Origin of the sequence: Phaeodactylibacter xiamenensis (genome assembly GCF_965229835.1) — a bacterium.
GTDB lineage: Bacteria > Bacteroidota > Bacteroidia > Chitinophagales > Saprospiraceae > Phaeodactylibacter > Phaeodactylibacter xiamenensis.
This window is the reverse complement of sequence record NZ_OZ245931.1, coordinates 6804233-6820271: the sequence shown is the minus strand read 5'-3', so window position 1 is coordinate 6820271 and position 16039 is coordinate 6804233. Positions and strand designations below refer to the sequence as shown.

Here is a 16039-nt window from a genome sequence, read left to right as displayed (position 1 = left end):
TGCACGGCGGCAGAAGGCTCGCTTATACCCCACCGTTGCCCGGGCTTGCCTGCTCTGCTATCCCTTCAGCGCAGCCCGGTTGATTTTGCCGGTATCGTTTTTGGGCAGTTCATCCAAAAAGACGATATCCCGTGGTACTTTGAATTTGGCCAGGTGCGCTTTGCAATAGGCACGCAGGATTTCTGCCTCCCCGGCTTTGCCTGTGGCATGCAGTACAACGAAAGCCCGGCCGGCCTCCCCCCATTTTTCATCCGGCACACCAATTACAGCGGCTTCGGCTACTGACGGGTGAGCCTGTAATACCCGCTCCACCTCTGCCGGATACACATTTTCCCCTCCGGAGATATACATGTTCTTGATGCGGTCCACCACAAAGAAGTAGTGCCCTTCGTCCGCCCTTACCATATCGCCGGTGTGGAACCAGCCATCTGTGACCGCCTTTTGGGTCGCGGCTTCATTTTGCCAGTAACCCGGGGTAACCATTGGCCCTTTTAGCCAGAGTTCGCCGGGCGTACCGGGCGAAACGTCCTGCCCTTGTGCATCCACAATCCGGGTTTGTACGTAAAAGTTGGGCCACCCAATCGAGCCTTTCTTCCGGATGGCATCGGCCTGATGCAGGGAGAATAAATTGGGGCCTACTTCGGTCATGCCGTAGCCCTGCCGTACCGGTACACCTTTTGCATCCCACTGCTCAATAAGCGGGATCGGCATAGGCTCTCCACCTACGATCAGGTAGTACAGGTCGGGAAATTGCGCGGCTTCAAAGCCCGGTGCATCAGCCATCATTTTCAGGATGGTGGGGACGCCCATGAAAAGCGTTGCCCGTTCCTCCTGCAAAAGCTGCAGCACCCGCTCCGGGTCGAACTTGCGCATGAGCACCGTGTAGGCGCCATGATGCAGGAAGGGCGTGGTCAGTACATTCCACCCACCCGTGTGGAAGGGTGGCATGACGTTAACCGTACGGCTTTCTGTATTGACGATGAGGCTCATAGCCGTATTGATGCTGTTCCAAAAGAGCATCTTGTGGCTGTAAATAGCGCCTTTAGGGAAACCGGTAGTGCCGGAAGTGTAAAGGATGAAGGCCGGGTGGTCCTCCCCTACCGCTTGCAGGGGGAAAGGAGGCTGCGCTTCGTCTTTCTGAGCTTCACAAAAGGATTCCAAAGTTGCCCAGGGCAGGTAGTGGGGCACTTTTTCCAGTGCTTCCCCGGCTTTGAGGGTTGCTTCGAACTTTTCCTCGCAAATCACCAGCTTTGGCGCAGCATCCTTCAAAAGGTAATCGAGTTCAACTGAGGCCAGGCGGTAATTTATGGGGACGAGCACAAGGCCCATGCGCTGCATCGCGGCAAACAGGGCAATATATTCCAGGTTATTTTCAGCCAGAAGTACGATGCGGTCGCCGGTTTGCACGCCATATTGATCCTGCAAATGAGCACAGAGCGCATCGCTGAGCCGGCTGAGCTGCCCGTAAGTCAAAGTACGCCCTGTTTCGGCTTCCTTCACGGCTACTTTTCCCGGACTGTAAAGTGCCCACCGGGCGGTCCAGTCTTGTTGTGGTATGGATTGTGGTTGCATGGTGGTTAGGGTTTCGTACTATTCTAAACGCTATTTTATACCGGTAAAATAATTCTTTGCTGGGTTTTCACGCAAAGTAAGGCAGAGGGGGCACGCAAAGACCGCAAAGGAAGGAAGGAATGTCTGCTGTAGAGGGAACGCAGAGCAGTACAAGGGCTCCGGATTTCACCTCTTCGCGCCCTTTGCGTGCCACTCTCCGCGCCCTTTGCGTGAACCCCTATTCCAGCTCCTCCCCAAAGCGCACCGCAGCACTGGCAAAAGCCAGCCCGCCGCCCGAGCCAATGAAGTAGGCCAGCTGCCCGGCTTTGAGCTTGCCTTCTTCGTAAGCCTTGTTAAACGCCATCGGAATGCAGGCCGAGCCGGTGTAGCCATAATAATGCATCACGGTATGGGCTTTTTCCCGGGGCTGCCCCAGGCGGTCCATCGTCTCCCAGATACTGTGGATGTTGATCTGAGTGATAAAGAAGTGATCGATCTCTTCATTGCTGACCCCAATGCGGTGGCTCAGCCCATTGGCCATTTTAGACCAGATTTCAGGATTGAGCTCCTTGGGGAATTTACGGACAAACTGCAGTTGGTGCCCGTGCTGTTCGATCATCTCATGCGTCACCGGCTGCTTGGCCGCACCACCGTAGATGCCCATCCATTCGTTGTACTGCCCTTCGGTGATCAGCTCTGTGGCCAACACGCCCTTTGAAGTGTCCTCACCGGCTTTCAGCACCACAGCCCCAGCCCCATCAGCAAAGAGCGTGACCGTCTTTTTGTCGGCTTTATTCAGGTATTTGCTCATCGCGTACGCCCCGATCACGAGCACATGATTGTACTGCTCGTCGGAACGGATGTATTTGGAGCCTATGTCCATGGCCGTTACAAAGCCCGCACAGGCGGTATTGATGTCGAAGGTCCCGGCATTTTTTGCGCCCAGGCGGTCCTGCACCACAGAGGAGGTTGAAGGAGAAATAAACTCCGGCGTATCCGTGGAGATAATGATCAGGTCAATATCCTCCGGTTGCAGCCCGGCACGCTCAAGCGCCTGAAGGGCGGCTTTTTCACTGAGATCGGCGGTACTTTCTTCCTCTGTACACCAGCGACGTTCGTAAATGGCAACGTTCTCCCGCAACCAGGTGTCGACGTCTTCTCCCAAGGTTTCATTGAAATAACTATTCGGTATGACCTGCTCCGGTGCATAGGCTCCCACAGAGCAGATGTAAGCATTGCGCATGCGCTGAATTGGTTTTGATTTCGAATAAAAAGCTAATGTAGTATTTGCCGTCCGTTTTTTCCATTGGAGGCAAAAAAGAAAGGGCATGCCCGTAAAGTCAAGGCCTTTTTTACGAACATGCCCTCTTGGTGTTTTCGGATTGCCTGATTAGAGGCTGATCCGGAATTCAAGCGTGTAAATACCGCGGGTTGGCGCGGCTGCCGTGAATTCACGCAGCTCCTGATTGAAAAGGTTAACCGCTGATAAATTCAGCTGATAACGGTCATTAAAGCGGTAACCAAGGTTTAAGTCAAAGGTCACAAATCCGCCAAGTGGGCCGTAGTTGTAAGTATCGGCGCTGCGGGCATCTTCAATGATAGGGCGGCCACGATAGGTAAGGTCGGGATAAGACCTGGAGGCAATCTGGAAACTGGAGAAGTAGTCAAACTCTTCCACCCAGCGGGCATAAAGCCCGGCAGAGAATTTTTCATCGGAATAATCCAGCCCGATGCCGCCTTTGTTCGTCGGTGCGTTCACCAGAATATCCAGGAAGTTCACCACGCCATCGCCATTGAAGTCATTCTCCGCGTTGTCCTCATCCACGCTCCAGTCAAAGTAGGAGTAGTTGGCGGTCATGCTGAATTCCGGCGTGAAGTAGTAGGTGGCTGAAAAGTCTGCACCATAGGTATTGACCAGGCCAAAGTTGATGTAAGTCGCTACCAAGCCGCCATAGGCACCAAAACCGGACTGCACATCCTCAATAGGCTGATCGCCACGGGCCGTTGTCACTCCAACTACAGTGACCGGGCTCAGGAAGTCTTCGGAAATATTGTAATAAGCATTCGCATCAATAAACAGCTTATTAGGGATTACCTGACCGCGGTAGCCCAGCTCAATCGTCTGCAGGCGTTCTACCGTTTGCTTAGGCACCATTGTGCCGTCAGCCAGGGTGAAGCCATCCGCATTGCCCAGGATCAAACCGCTGAACAGGTCACCGAACATATTGAGAATAGTAGGGGCGGCAATGCCCTGCCCGTAAGTCAGGCGCCAGCTGCCATAATCTCCAATTTTCAGCAGGCCGAATTTCGGTACAAAGTTGGCCTCGTACACATCGTGGTAATCGTAGCGGGCGGCGCCAATTGCTTTAAACCCGCCACCGAAGTTGTAGGTCAGGTGCGCATAGGCACCGTACTGATTGACGACGATATTATCGCCATCCCAAAACGGATTAAACTCATTCTCAATGAGGTAGGTGCCGTTGGAGTTGGCGCGGTCCTGTTGCCACTGCGCTCCGGCAATCAGCTCCAGCCCGCCAAAAGTTTCGTTGTACTGAATCTCCGCATTGGAACGGCTGGAGGCATCCTGAAATAACGCACCTGTTTCGTAAGAATAATCGCCCCGGGCTTCTTCATCGCTCAGGCCCGCCAGGTCAATGCCATTGTAATAACGCTTGGTGCGGTCGTCAATAGAATACGTGTCGTCGGTGCTACTGCCGGTGTAGTAAAACTGGGCGAAGAAATTCTTGTAATTCACCCGGGCTTGCGCAAAGTAAACCTGCCAGTCGATGATCTGATTCCGGCCCACGTTGGTTGGAGACAGATAATTGCTATTGCTGTAGCCGGTGTTAAAAATAAACTCCAGGTCGTTTGTTGGGGTATAATACAGGGCGCCTTCCAGTCTCGTGAAGTCAATGCCCCGGTCGAGCTCCAGTTCTTCATACCCTTCTGCGATACCATCAGGGCCTTCGTACTCGGGTGTGCCGCGCAGATTGCCTTTAGCATCGAGCCGATCGATGAAAATAGAATCGGCCCATTCAAATTCTGTAGCGGCAGAGTACTCGCCCATTATCTTATAGGCTATTTTATCGTTGACCTTGTTGGCATGACGCAAGCGAACGGAGTAAAGTGGATCGCCATCTCCACTAACCCCTCCATTCAGGGTAATCATTGTCCCCTCGGAAGTACGGGGGTCCTTGGTCACAATATTGAGCAATCCATTGTGGGCATTGGGGCCATACATGGTCGCATTGGGGCCGAGCACCACCTCCACCCGCTCAATGTCTTCTTTGATGGTAGTGTTCAGCGGGCCAAAGGGCAGGCCGGTAGCGATAAGCGTGGAGTACCGCCCGTCAGTCACCTGGAGGTTCTTAGCGTTAAAGTTGGAGTTGAAACCCCGGATGTTGAAGGCCGGAGTGGCAATACCCGCCCGGAAGTAATCCACCCCCTTCTGACGGGCAATCAATTCCGCAGGGTTACCAGCATATTCCTGGATTTGGCGGGCGAAGATGGTCTCTATAGTCGCCGGGCTTTCCACCAGCTTTTCCGGGCGCTTGGAACCGGATACCACCACCTCGCTACCGATGATGCCACCGGCAGTCATGGCGAAATCCTGCTCCACCTTTCCGCCTTCTCCCACACGCACAGTCGCTTTGGAAGGCTGATAACTCACATAAGATACCACAATCGTGTAAGTGCCTGGTTTGACGTTGACGAGATAGCGCCCATCCTCATCTGTAGAAGTGCCAATAGAGGATCCTTCGATCAAAATATTGGCGCCAATCAGCGGCTCATTGGTAAGGTCATCGGTGACTACACCGAAAATTTGCCCGGTTTGCGCCCATGCCGACAGGCATAGCAATACCAGGACTGCAAGGGTGAACAGTCGTTTCATAAACATGGTCTTTTCTCTTTCGGTTAGAACAATCAAGCAACAGAAACCCTATGGCTAAAATTTTAAGCCCATAAGAAAAGCTATTGCCAATTAAAATTCGGATGACCAAAATTAGGAATCGGGGCTTCCGTACCAAGAGCCATTGACATTCATCACTACTTGACTTAAAATCACACTTCCAGAAATAAACTCTTTAAACCATTGTATATCAATCCTTAAAAACTTTAAAACCAACACCCTGACTTTCGATTATTCTTTATGGCACTCCCATGACAAAAAAGGTGACATTCGTCATTCCATTTTAGAACCAGCTTATTTTAAATTTGTCTAAATAAAACTAACGATTCATTCTATCAACAAGCAAAAGCCATGACCAGAAGATCGACCAACCGGACCGATGCTGATCCAACTGCAGTACGCATGCCATTTCCACTCCCTATCGTTGAGGCGAAGAAGAAGAAAAAGTGCTGTAAAAAGTACAAGAAAGGGAAGCGGTGCAAGAAATGCCCGGATTGCTAGTGCTGCCAGGCTGAATTTATTGATCGCATTTTCAAGGTTAAGCCCGTTTCAGCTCAAAGACCCAGTAATCGAATAAGCCGCCGGGCTTTAGGAGTTGTCTGCGTAAGATGCTGAAGCCTGCTCTTTTCACCTGTGTTTCGTACTGAGGCAGGGTGTGTTGATGTGGGTGCAGCACATCTCCGGGAATTGCAGCAAAAACCGGTTGCAATATCGGATAGCGGTGTGCGTCTACGGAAAGCCAGCAGGTTCCATCAGGCTTGAGCGCTTGCCGCAACCGTAGCAGGGCTAATTGCATATCTGCAACGTGATTAATGACGTTGAGGCAGAAAACGTAGTCGTACATCGCCTCCTCCGAGAGGTCCTCCAGCGCCATTTGCCGAAAGGTGGCACTCACATGCCGTGCAGGTTGAAAATGCGGCAGTGCCTGATAGTGTTCAAGAAGGGGGTCTACAGCCGTAACGGTTGCCCCGTCCAACACGATAAAAATACCCGCAGGCCCGCAACCGGCGTCGAGCACCGTACTCCCTGACGGCACGGCTATGCCCAGCTCTTTCATTACACGCTGCCAGTAAGCGGCTTTCTGCTCCAGGTAGTCTTCCGGCGTTTTTTCTGACAAATAGCGCCTCCACCAACGGATTTCTGCCCATTGCGCGATCTTCCACCTTAAATTAGAATGTTGTTTTTTTGCCATGACCGGTGAGCGTCGTACTTTGTGTGCGTTCAAAGGTAATGAAAATCAAAAAAGCCATGCTTGTATCAGTTGGCACGCGGGTCCGCCTGGTCCACTTGCGTGAAAACGGGGTTGTAACAGAGCTCCTCCATGAGGAGGGCATGGCGAGAGTACGCCTTGATGATGGGGACGAAATCCCGGTCTTCCTGGAGGACCTCTCCCGGCCGGACCCGACACCTTCCAACAAGCCACCGGTGAAGGCAAAATTTGTGCCGGGCAAACAGGACAAGGTGGAAACCCCTCCGGAGCGCCCGCCCATCGAAAGCCAGTACCTGATCATCAAGAGCAAAGGCATTCAACTGGCCTTTGACCCGCTGCCGGAAGCAGACGGACAGGTGCGGCAGTACAATATCTACCTGCTCAACGACACCCGGAGCGACTACCTTTTCACCTTCGAGCTACAGCTTGACGGGCGTGTAGCACAGCGTGAGAACCATAAAATCGACCGCACCTCCTACGTTCCGGTGGGACAGCTGCACTTTGACCAGTTGAACGACACCCCGACTGCGGTCATCTCCTGCTGGCGCCTGACCACCTCCGGCACCGGCCCGAAGATGGAGAAAACTCTGCGCATACGGCCCAAGCAGTTCTTCAAGCGGACCAAAACAGCTCCTCTGCTCAACCGGAAAGTCCACCTGTTCCTGGTCTTCGAGCCAGATGCTGATCAGCAGCCACCAAAAGAAGAAGCCGAAGACCTCCGGGATTACACCCGCAAAAATTACCGCCCAAAACCAGAGTGGCAGGACATCCGCACCCGTATGCCCCACGAGGTATTGGAAATGGCGGAGTTCATCCCGGAAATCGATCTGCACATCGAAGAGCTCCGCAGCGACTTCAAAAAGCTGAGCAATGCTGAAATCCTGCGCATACAGCTGTTCCACTTCGACCAGTATATGCGCAAGGCCATCCGTTTGGGGGTGGAGCGGGTGTTCATCATCCACGGTATCGGCAAAGGCAAGCTGCGGGATTCGATTGCGAGCCGGCTTATTCAGATGCCGGAGGTCCGCTCTTTTCGCAATGAGTACCACCACCGGTATGGGTACGGGGCTACTGAGGTTATTTTTTAAAGTTCGTCATAGCCCCTTAAACAGCCAGATCTCCTTCTTCGGAAAGCACTTCATCATCTTTCTTCGCCCGGGCCAGGAGGGCGAAGCCGAAAGTCAGCACCCCTACCCTTCCCACAAACATGATTACAATAATCAGCCATTTGCCGGTAGTGGACAAATCGCCGGTAATCCCGGTACTCAAGCCTACGGTGCCCAGTGCAGAAGCGACTTCAAATAAAATCTGCTCGAAGCGGAAAGGCTCAGAATAGGACATCAAAAAAGTAAACAGGAAAATCAGGGATGTATACAGCATAAAGGTAGAGGTGGCCACATACAGCCGTTCAAAGGGAATAAGGTGGTTAAAAAATGAAACCCTTTTTTGCCCAAACAAACGGCTTTTCAGCACTGCCACCATAGCGGTGAGTGTTGTGATCTTCAATCCACCCGCCGTGCCGGAAGGCGAAGCCCCGACGTACATCAAAAACGTCATAAACAACAAGGTAGGGAGCGCTAAATCACCGATCGGCACCGTATTGAAGCCCACCGTAGTCATCGCAGTCATCGACTGAAAAAAGGCGGACAGCAGGGTGTCCATCCCATCTCCACCATCGGGATCAGAAAAGTAAAAGAGCAGCGTCCCCATCAGCAAGAGCAGGAACGAACCCCAAACCACAATCTTAGTGGTAAAAGACAACCTGGAGGACCTGCCCGAAATCCGGTACCAGATATCAGTAGCCACAATAAACCCCAGCGAACCGGCAATAGCTAAAACCGCAATAATCGCATTGACGACCGGTGCATCTGTGAAGGATTCGAAGCTATCGCCAAACAAAGCAAAGCCAGCGGTACAAAACGCAGAAACGCTGTGAAAAACCGCATACCAAAAAGCCTGCCCTCCGTCCATTCCGGTATCCGAAAAAGCCACATAAAACGCAATTGTGCCCAACACCTCCATGACAATTGTGTACAAAATCACACTCCTGATAAAATCCTTGATCTGAATCGTTTCCGGCATAGTAAACTCAGTGCCAATCAGGCGTTGGTGCCAGCTCGAAATCCGGTTGGTAGTAAAGAGCAGGTAATAAGTTGTAAGCGTCATGTAGCCAATACCGCCAACCTGGAACAACAGCAGTATCACAAGCTGCCCTCCTAAATTGAAGGACGACTCCACCCCAATCGTCACCAGCCCGGTAGTAGAGACGGCGGAGGTCGAAATAAAGAGGCTGTCAATAAAGCTCACATCTGTCTTGTGAAAAAAGGGCAGGGCCAGCAATACAAAACCGGCAACAGTGTACAGAAAAAAGCCCCACACGAGGTTAAACTGCGGGGAGTTGCTTCGCTGGAATCTACGGTATAGGATTCTCAGCTTGCTGATGGCTGATCGCTTCATTGATGTTCAGTTGGTATAAGATGGGAACCCAGGGGTGGATTGATATGTTCGAAACGAGGTGCCGGGGCTTTTACTGTGAACCCGCTGGGAACAGAACGAACTTCATAACAGACTGAGGTCTTGTTGATTAGCTAACCTCCTGCGGCAAAAGCAACATGTGTCTTATTTCGCCAGGATCGCTTGCAGCGCATTCACGGCAGCTTAATTTAAGCCCTTAACCAACTGCTGCCTGGTTTATTTTCATTTTAATTACTTTAGTTGCCACGAAATCTATTGACATCAAAATGGTCTTACAATGGCATCAAAAGGTCATGAATATAGCACTAAAAGCAGATTGCTAAAAGTACTCCGTGCGGTTCAGGAGCAACCGTACCGATACACAAAACGGGAATTAGCTGACCTTTATGAGGTCTCTGCCGACACCATAAAAAACGATTTTGAAGCGATCCGGAATACCGGCTTTGATCTCGATTATGACTCCAACTACCGCTACGCTTTCGCGGCAGATAAACCCTTTGAAGACCTCAAAGCCCTGCTGCAACTTAATGAGTCGGAACAGTTGCTATTGCTTAGGGCACTCAATAACATGGACAGCCCCTCCGAAAAAATTATGCAGCTCCAAAAGCGCCTCTCCAGTATTTTTGGCAACCGTCAGGATTACCCTGGGGCAGCAGACACCCCAGGGGCAGCCACCACCCCAGGTCCCGAGCACTGGCGGCGTCCCTACCTCACTAAGTTCCAACTGCTGGAACAAGCCCGCGAGCAAAAAGTGCAAGTGGTCCTGCTTTCCTATCGCTCTTCCAATAGCAATGCCATAAGTGATCGAAGAGTGGAACCCTTCTATGCCCGGATCGAAGAAGATACCGTACAGGCCTATGATGTAGACAAGAGCATGTTACGCCACTTTCGTATCTCCAGGATACGCCGCATACGGATGACTGACACGCCGTGGTCTAATGAAGCTGAGCACAAGGTCCTGGCTACAGACCCTTTCCGGATTGTAGATGATCATCAGAAAATGGTGCATTTACGCCTAAAGGTCGGTGCCTACAACGAATTAGTGGAGCGATACCCGCTGACCAAGGCCTTCATTCAGGAAGATGCAGAACAAGATAACCGCTATGACTTCCAGGCTCGTGTTAACCATCAATTTAAAGGCCTAACCAATTTTATACTAGGCTTTCACCATCAGGTCATTGAGGTTGTCGCGCCAGTAGAGCTGAAGCGGCATTTGGAACGGGAGCGGGAGCGGATGCGCTTTTAGATGGCGAAAGGGGGCCACTACAACTTTTCCTGACTGAAATTTGGATGCTCAATTTTTGACCTAAGCTAAACTAACACGTGTTGATTTTTCAAGTTTGAGCACGTGCGTAAAAACAGAGATATTATGAATACTAAGTTAACCCTGACGATTGAAAAAGAAGTCATAAAAATTGCAAAAGAGTACGCAAAAGATAAGGGGCAGAGTTTATCGGAGCTTGTTGAGAATTACTTTAAATTCATTACCGCTGAGCGAAGAGCTCCGGTAAAGCCCGATAAACTGTCGCCCAGGGTAAAAAGATTGAGGGGCATTATCAAAGCAGATCAGGAGATAGATTATAAGCAAACCCTCACCGAAGAACTACTTAAAGCGTATGGCAAATAAGATATTTATCGACGCCGATGTTGTGCTTGATTTCTTTACCGATCGGTCGCCCTTTGCAAATCCGGCAAGTGAAATTTTTGAACTCAGTGAGCGAGGAGCCATACAGCTCTATTTATCAGCAGCCAGCATCAACAACATTTATTATATCGTCAGAAAGTTCTTGGGGCACAAAAACACCTTGCAGGTCATAGAAGCGTTAACGGAGATGACTGAAATCGTAGGGGCGACGGAAAAAGAAATCCTACAGGCTTTAAAGAATGATTTCAAAGACTTCGAAGACTCTATTCAGTACTCTTGTGCTATAACTATCCTTGGGCTCGAAGCCATTTTGACCAGAAATGTAAAGGATTATGCCCGTTCGGAAATTGCGGTGCTCACTCCGGAGCATTACCTGAATACTATAGGGGGGGACGAAGCGTAAAGCCAGGGGAATATTTGTAATAGCCTCGCCATAATTTCACACTGTGCGGTAGACTCGAAGCAGGATATTGAATTGTAGATTGCCATTCGCTTTACATCGTATGTTTTTTGTAGTATATTGCTGAATATTCTAAGATACAACGAACCATGGAATACAAAGACAGAATTACATTAGAGGCAGGGAAACGGAGTGGGCAACCTTGCATCCGGGGATTGCGCATGACGGTAGGGGATATTTTGAGTTATTTGGCGGCAGGCATGAGCCATGAAGAAATTTTGGAAGATTTTCCTTATCTAGAAGAAGAAGATATTCTCGCCGCTTTAGCTTATGCAGCTGAAGAAATGAATAATACACTCGTTGTTAAAGCCGCAGCCTAAATAGACGACAACTACCCCCTACTTACTGTATATACCTAAAGTTATCTATAGTAAGTAGGGACTATAACACGCTTTGGTTTAAGGGCGAAGTGACTGACTTTTTAACAAAAATGTTGTAGTCGTAGGATTTTTTCTATATATTTAAGCCCATATGAGTGACTCTTAATAAATGAAGTCATAAATGGTATTATTAAAACATAAAACGTAAATGAGGCATTGGCCGTCAAAATGATTTAAAAATGATTCTTTTAGACAATAACATAACCCCGAGATTAAGCGAAGAACTCGAAGAAGTCTATCCTGGTATAATACATGTTTCTCAAATATCATTGGAAAGGGCAGGAGATATAGAAGTCTGGGAGTACGCCAAGCAAGAAGGCTTTCACATAATGACAAAAGATAAAGACTTTGTGGCACTCCTGAACCAAAAAGGACACCCTCCAAAGATCATCTGGTTGCAACTGGGAAACTGTACCAATAAAGAGATTAAGGCAATCATTAAAAGACAGGAAACATCGATTAAGTACTTTATGACAAGTGACAAAGGCGTATTGAAGATTAGCATTTAAATATGCTGGAAATAGCCCGGTTAAAGGAATTGAAACATATGCGTGACTCTTAATCTTTTCAGTTTAATCGCACCTAAACCGGGCTTTTCAATAATACGCTAATTAGAAACATTGTAGATAGATGAGCGTATAAAAGAGTATTCTGTTTAAAGTTTTTAAAGGGTGGGGTGACAGCTGCCCCAGGGGTGGTTGTAGCTTTGCCACTGAACATGATTGATAAAAATGATGGTTTATGCGGATATATTTGAGACTGACACCGAACACAGAAATCGTCCCCTTCAATTACCAAAGGGCATTGGTAGGCGCCTTCCACAAATGGCTAGGGGAGAATGAGCTGCACGATGAGATTTCATTGTATTCCCTTTCCTGGCTTTACGGCGGCAAGATGCGCCGGGATAAAAAAGGCTATGACTTTCGGCATGGCGCGGAGTTCTTTATCAGCTCTCCACTTGAAGGCCTGCACAAAAGCGCTGTATCAGGTTTGTTTAAGGATGAGACGATACAGTGGGGCATGCGTGTAGAAGAAGTAAGGATGCGCACTACACCTGATTTTGGGGAGCGGCAGCGATTTTTTGCCCAAAGCCCCATCTTCATCAAAAAACGGCGGGAAGAAGATAATGGGCAACAGTTTGTCTTCCCCGGCGATGAAGATGCGAATGCCCTAATGACTGCTACCCTTCAAAAAAAGCTTGAACGCGCCGGCTTGAATTACGAAGCAGCAGTGGCATTTGACCCGGAATACCAAAATCCGAAGACCAAGAAGATCACCTTCAATAAGATTGACCTGATTGGCACCTTCTGCCCGGTCATTGTGGAGGGCGACCCGGAAGCGGTGCGCTTCGCCTGGGATGTGGGGGTCGGGCATTCTACGGGGATTGGGTTTGGGGCGTTGAGATGAAGACAATAAGTGCAAATTCCTACGCAACCGTGCCAATACTGGCATCCTCCGCAAGGTGCGGGTTTGAGAAACTATAGCAACTTGCACTCTTGGTAAGCAACAGATTTACAAAGGCATTTAGTTTCAAAAAATTGATTCATGGAATATCACGTCGTGAAGTATACCGGGCCATTTGGGTTTATTAAGCCTTGGACGGCGGTTCGGGATGGAGAGACATTTTCGCAGCAGTTCCTTACACCTAGTATAGTTGAAGGAATGGAGAAAAAGCTTTTCCCGGAATTGCTCTCAGAACAAGGTATATTCAAGATCAAACGTCACAGGCTCGCCTATAATGGATTAGCAAGGCAAATGGAAGTTATTCAAGGGGCGGATTACGAGACAAAAAAGATAAAGGGGCAAAAAGCAAAAGTCAAAATGAGGCGGCAGCAGGGCATTCTCTTCCGCAGCGTGCTCTTGAACCCTATACTGTACTTGGCTTTTGAGTCACTACCTGATGCGGAGATCGCGGCCCAACAGCACCTATGTCTCTGCAGAAATGAAGACTTGGTATATCCTACTGATCTACGATCGATGCCTGAGACTGAATTTGAGGAATTGGTAGGCTTTGAGCTACAGTTCGGCGAACATCTTGATGAAGCCTTTTTGGTTGGGTACAATCGGTATCATCAAGCCGCTCCTATGTACGGTCGACTTGAAATAATTGGTGATGCTTCTCAATTTCACGACTATGCGTAATCTTCTGGCAAAAAGTGCAGATAGAGGTTTGTTGTTCCTGGAGGAGCATACTTTGCATGTAGTTCAAGCCATTGAGGCCTTTGCAAAAGCCTATTCATTTGATCAGGAATTGGCGATAAAAGGTGCTATCCTACATGACTTGGGCAAGGGGCATCCGGTATTTCAAGCGATGCTTCTTGACAAACCAAAACAGCACAGAGAAGAATGGCTCAAAAAGCTGGCAGGAAGCGAAGCTATTAGAAAAGAACTAAGGTGGCGAGACCTGGATAAAGTACCCACGCATCGGCATGAATACTCTTCTCTGGCATTTTTGCCGCTTTTCCCAAAAAATGAGTGGCCGGCGCTAATCGAAATGGTCGTAGCTCATCACAAGTCTATCGTTGGAGACAAATCCGGCAGAGGTTTGCTTGACCTGTTGGAAGAAGAAGCCGGAGATCCATCAATGATACTCGAAACACACTTGAACTACTATGAGGAATGGGCACCCGCTGCAATTGAGGTCGCTTTAACATTTGGCTTGCCTAAAATTGAAATTTCTGAAGAAGAAGCATCAGATGCTTTAAAATACGCTATAGATTATGTGGAAAGCATGCCAAATGATTGGTCGCCGCATCGCGGCTTGCTCATGACTGCTGACCATTTTGCAAGTGGTTTCAAGGATGAAACGACAAAGAGGACTCTTAACCTATTTAAAGTGCCTGACACAAAACCTTATGAGCAGCGGACGAAGAGTGAACGTGCCTATTTGTACCCGCTTTCACAGGTAAAGATAGATGTTGCCAAAAAGCATACACTGGTCACAGCACCCACTGGAGCAGGTAAAACCGACTTCCTTGTTCGAAGGTGTAAGGGGCGTATTTTCTACACTTTACCTTTCCAGGCATCTATTAATGCGATGTATAAGCGGTTTAAGGACGACTTCCCAGAAGAAGATATAAGGAGAGTGCATGCCGCTTCAAAAGTCAGTCTCGAAACCGAACCAGCAGGAAAAAAGATTGCAGAAGAAGCATCTGAAGATGTTGACATGCAGCATCATCCTGGAGCTTCTATTAAGGTGATGACGCCACACCAATTGTCTGCCTTGGTTTTTGGCACGCCAGGTCATGAAAGCATAGCTTTGGATGTGCGTGGACAAGATGTGATTCTAGACGAGGTCCATACCTTTAGCGATAAAGCACAACGGATGGTACTTGAAATAGTGCAGCGATTGATTGCGCTGGAATGCAGTGTGCATATCGGAACTGCAACCCTACCTAAGGCCCTTGCCCATCGGCTATTAACGATACTCGGAGGTTTAGATTCTGTATATCAAGTAGAGCTAGATGAGCATATACTTGAAGATTTCGACCGTCATGTCATTCATAAAACTCATGAAGGTAGCCCCATAGATCGTGCTGCTATGGATTCAATCATTGACCTTGCTCTTGCCGAAGGGGAGCGCATATTGATAGTTGCAAACCAAGTAAAAAGGGCACAAGAAATCTACGAATCACTACGACAAAAGCACAGCAATATACCTATAGTCCTAATTCATAGCCGATATCGGCGAAAGGACCGAGCAAAACTTGAAAAAGAGGTAATCGAATTACAAGACTCCAGCTTCGGAACCCAGGCAGCGATTGCGGTGGCTACACAGGTTGTAGAAGTTAGCTTGGATATCTCTTATGACCGCATGATTACAGAAGCAGCACCTCTTGATGCTTTGATTCAGCGCTTCGGAAGAGTCAATAGAAAAAGGAAACCAAAAAGCGAGCGGACATTACGCCCTATTCATATCCTTGCTCCTTCTGATAAACCCAGGGAGGTCCTGCCTTATGACATAGATGTCGTTAAACGTTCTTATGAGGTTTTACCGGACGGAGATGTGTTTAAAGAGAAAATGACACAGTCTCTTCTGGATCAAGTCTATCCTGAAAGCGCCCCCATTCCCACTTCCAATGATTACCAGTTTATAGAGGGCGACCGCTGCAGAATGAAAAAGTTGGAGCACCGACCCAGAGGGGTAATCATTGAAGCCCTGGGTATTGAAGGGCAGTGCTGTGTTTTAGCCAGTGAAGTGGAAGAATACCGATATGCCCGACATGATAAAAAGCCACTTTACGAGATACCTGTACCTGGAAACTTCAACAGATATAACAAATTGGCTATCGAGCAGTCAGGAAGCTATCCATTAATTCTTCCTGATGAGCGCTATAAGTTTGATGAAAAAGACCGAAGAGGGCTCATCACAGAAAAGCAAGTATCTCCTAACGCACAAATCCTTTAG

Annotated in this window: 14 protein-coding genes; 9 read left to right on the top strand and 5 right to left on the bottom strand. The window is 48.9% G+C overall.

Annotated elements, in window-relative coordinates; all coding sequences use genetic code 11:
* Positions 1–57 precede the first annotated feature (57 nt).
* The 4 genes from ACO08I_RS26345 to ACO08I_RS26330 form a co-directional block, all read right to left on the bottom strand.
* Positions 58–1572: a class I adenylate-forming enzyme family protein gene (locus tag ACO08I_RS26345; protein WP_421947590.1), complete on the bottom strand. Its 1515-nt coding sequence runs from the start codon at positions 1570–1572 to the stop codon at positions 58–60.
* Positions 1573–1789: 217 nt separating this feature from the next.
* Positions 1790–2794, bottom strand: coding sequence for a 3-oxoacyl-ACP synthase III family protein (locus ACO08I_RS26340; protein ID WP_282780283.1), 1005 nt, complete (start codon positions 2792–2794; stop codon positions 1790–1792).
* A 147-nt stretch (positions 2795–2941) separates the two neighbouring features.
* The gene (locus tag ACO08I_RS26335) at positions 2942–5443 is read right to left on the bottom strand and encodes a TonB-dependent receptor (RefSeq protein ID WP_421947589.1); all 2502 of its coding nucleotides are present in this window, start codon (positions 5441–5443) and stop codon (positions 2942–2944) included.
* 556 nt (positions 5444–5999) lie between these two features.
* The gene (locus ACO08I_RS26330) at positions 6000–6653 is read right to left on the bottom strand and encodes a class I SAM-dependent methyltransferase (protein ID WP_282780286.1); all 654 of its coding nucleotides are present in this window, start codon (positions 6651–6653) and stop codon (positions 6000–6002) included.
* A 56-nt stretch (positions 6654–6709) separates the two neighbouring features.
* Between ACO08I_RS26330 and ACO08I_RS26325 the strand changes: the two genes are divergently transcribed.
* Positions 6710–7759, top strand: a complete 1050-nt coding sequence (locus ACO08I_RS26325) for a Smr/MutS family protein (protein WP_282780288.1) — start codon at positions 6710–6712, stop codon at positions 7757–7759.
* A 16-nt stretch (positions 7760–7775) separates the two neighbouring features.
* On the opposite strand, the gene ACO08I_RS26320 is transcribed toward ACO08I_RS26325, so the two are convergent.
* Positions 7776–9128: a TrkH family potassium uptake protein gene (locus ACO08I_RS26320; protein WP_421947588.1), complete on the bottom strand. Its 1353-nt coding sequence runs from the start codon at positions 9126–9128 to the stop codon at positions 7776–7778.
* 295 nt (positions 9129–9423) lie between these two features.
* Here ACO08I_RS26320 and ACO08I_RS26315 point away from each other — a divergent pair, with 295 nt between their 5' ends.
* The 8 genes from ACO08I_RS26315 (at position 9424) to cas3 (ending at position 16039) form a co-directional block, all read left to right on the top strand.
* Complete coding sequence (locus ACO08I_RS26315) at positions 9424–10392, top strand: helix-turn-helix transcriptional regulator (RefSeq protein WP_282780293.1); 969 nt, start codon at positions 9424–9426, stop codon at positions 10390–10392.
* A gap of 123 nt (positions 10393–10515) precedes the next feature.
* Positions 10516–10773, top strand: a complete 258-nt coding sequence (locus ACO08I_RS26310; RefSeq protein WP_282780294.1) for a DUF6364 family protein — start codon at positions 10516–10518, stop codon at positions 10771–10773.
* Complete coding sequence (locus ACO08I_RS26305) at positions 10763–11194, top strand: type II toxin-antitoxin system VapC family toxin (RefSeq protein ID WP_421947587.1); 432 nt, start codon at positions 10763–10765, stop codon at positions 11192–11194. The genes ACO08I_RS26310 and ACO08I_RS26305 overlap by 11 nt, the downstream gene beginning before the upstream one ends.
* A gap of 146 nt (positions 11195–11340) precedes the next feature.
* Positions 11341–11571 (top strand): DUF433 domain-containing protein, encoded by a 231-nt coding sequence (locus tag ACO08I_RS26300; RefSeq protein WP_282780299.1) that lies wholly within the window; start codon positions 11341–11343, stop codon positions 11569–11571.
* Positions 11572–11810: 239 nt separating this feature from the next.
* Positions 11811–12140 carry a DUF5615 family PIN-like protein gene (locus tag ACO08I_RS26295; RefSeq protein ID WP_282780301.1) on the top strand — a complete coding sequence of 110 codons (330 nt, stop codon included), beginning with the start codon at positions 11811–11813 and terminating at the stop codon, positions 12138–12140.
* A gap of 232 nt (positions 12141–12372) precedes the next feature.
* Entirely contained in the window at positions 12373–13038 is a 666-nt protein-coding gene (gene cas6 / locus ACO08I_RS26290; RefSeq protein ID WP_421947586.1) for a CRISPR-associated endoribonuclease Cas6, read from the top strand.
* Positions 13039–13176: 138 nt separating this feature from the next.
* A complete protein-coding gene (locus tag ACO08I_RS26285) occupies positions 13177–13773 on the top strand; it encodes a hypothetical protein (RefSeq protein ID WP_421947585.1) in 597 nt (198 codons plus the stop codon).
* Positions 13766–16039 carry a CRISPR-associated helicase Cas3' gene (cas3, locus tag ACO08I_RS26280; RefSeq protein WP_421947584.1) on the top strand — a complete coding sequence of 758 codons (2274 nt, stop codon included), beginning with the start codon at positions 13766–13768 and terminating at the stop codon, positions 16037–16039. Before ACO08I_RS26285 ends, cas3 begins: the two co-directional genes overlap by 8 nt.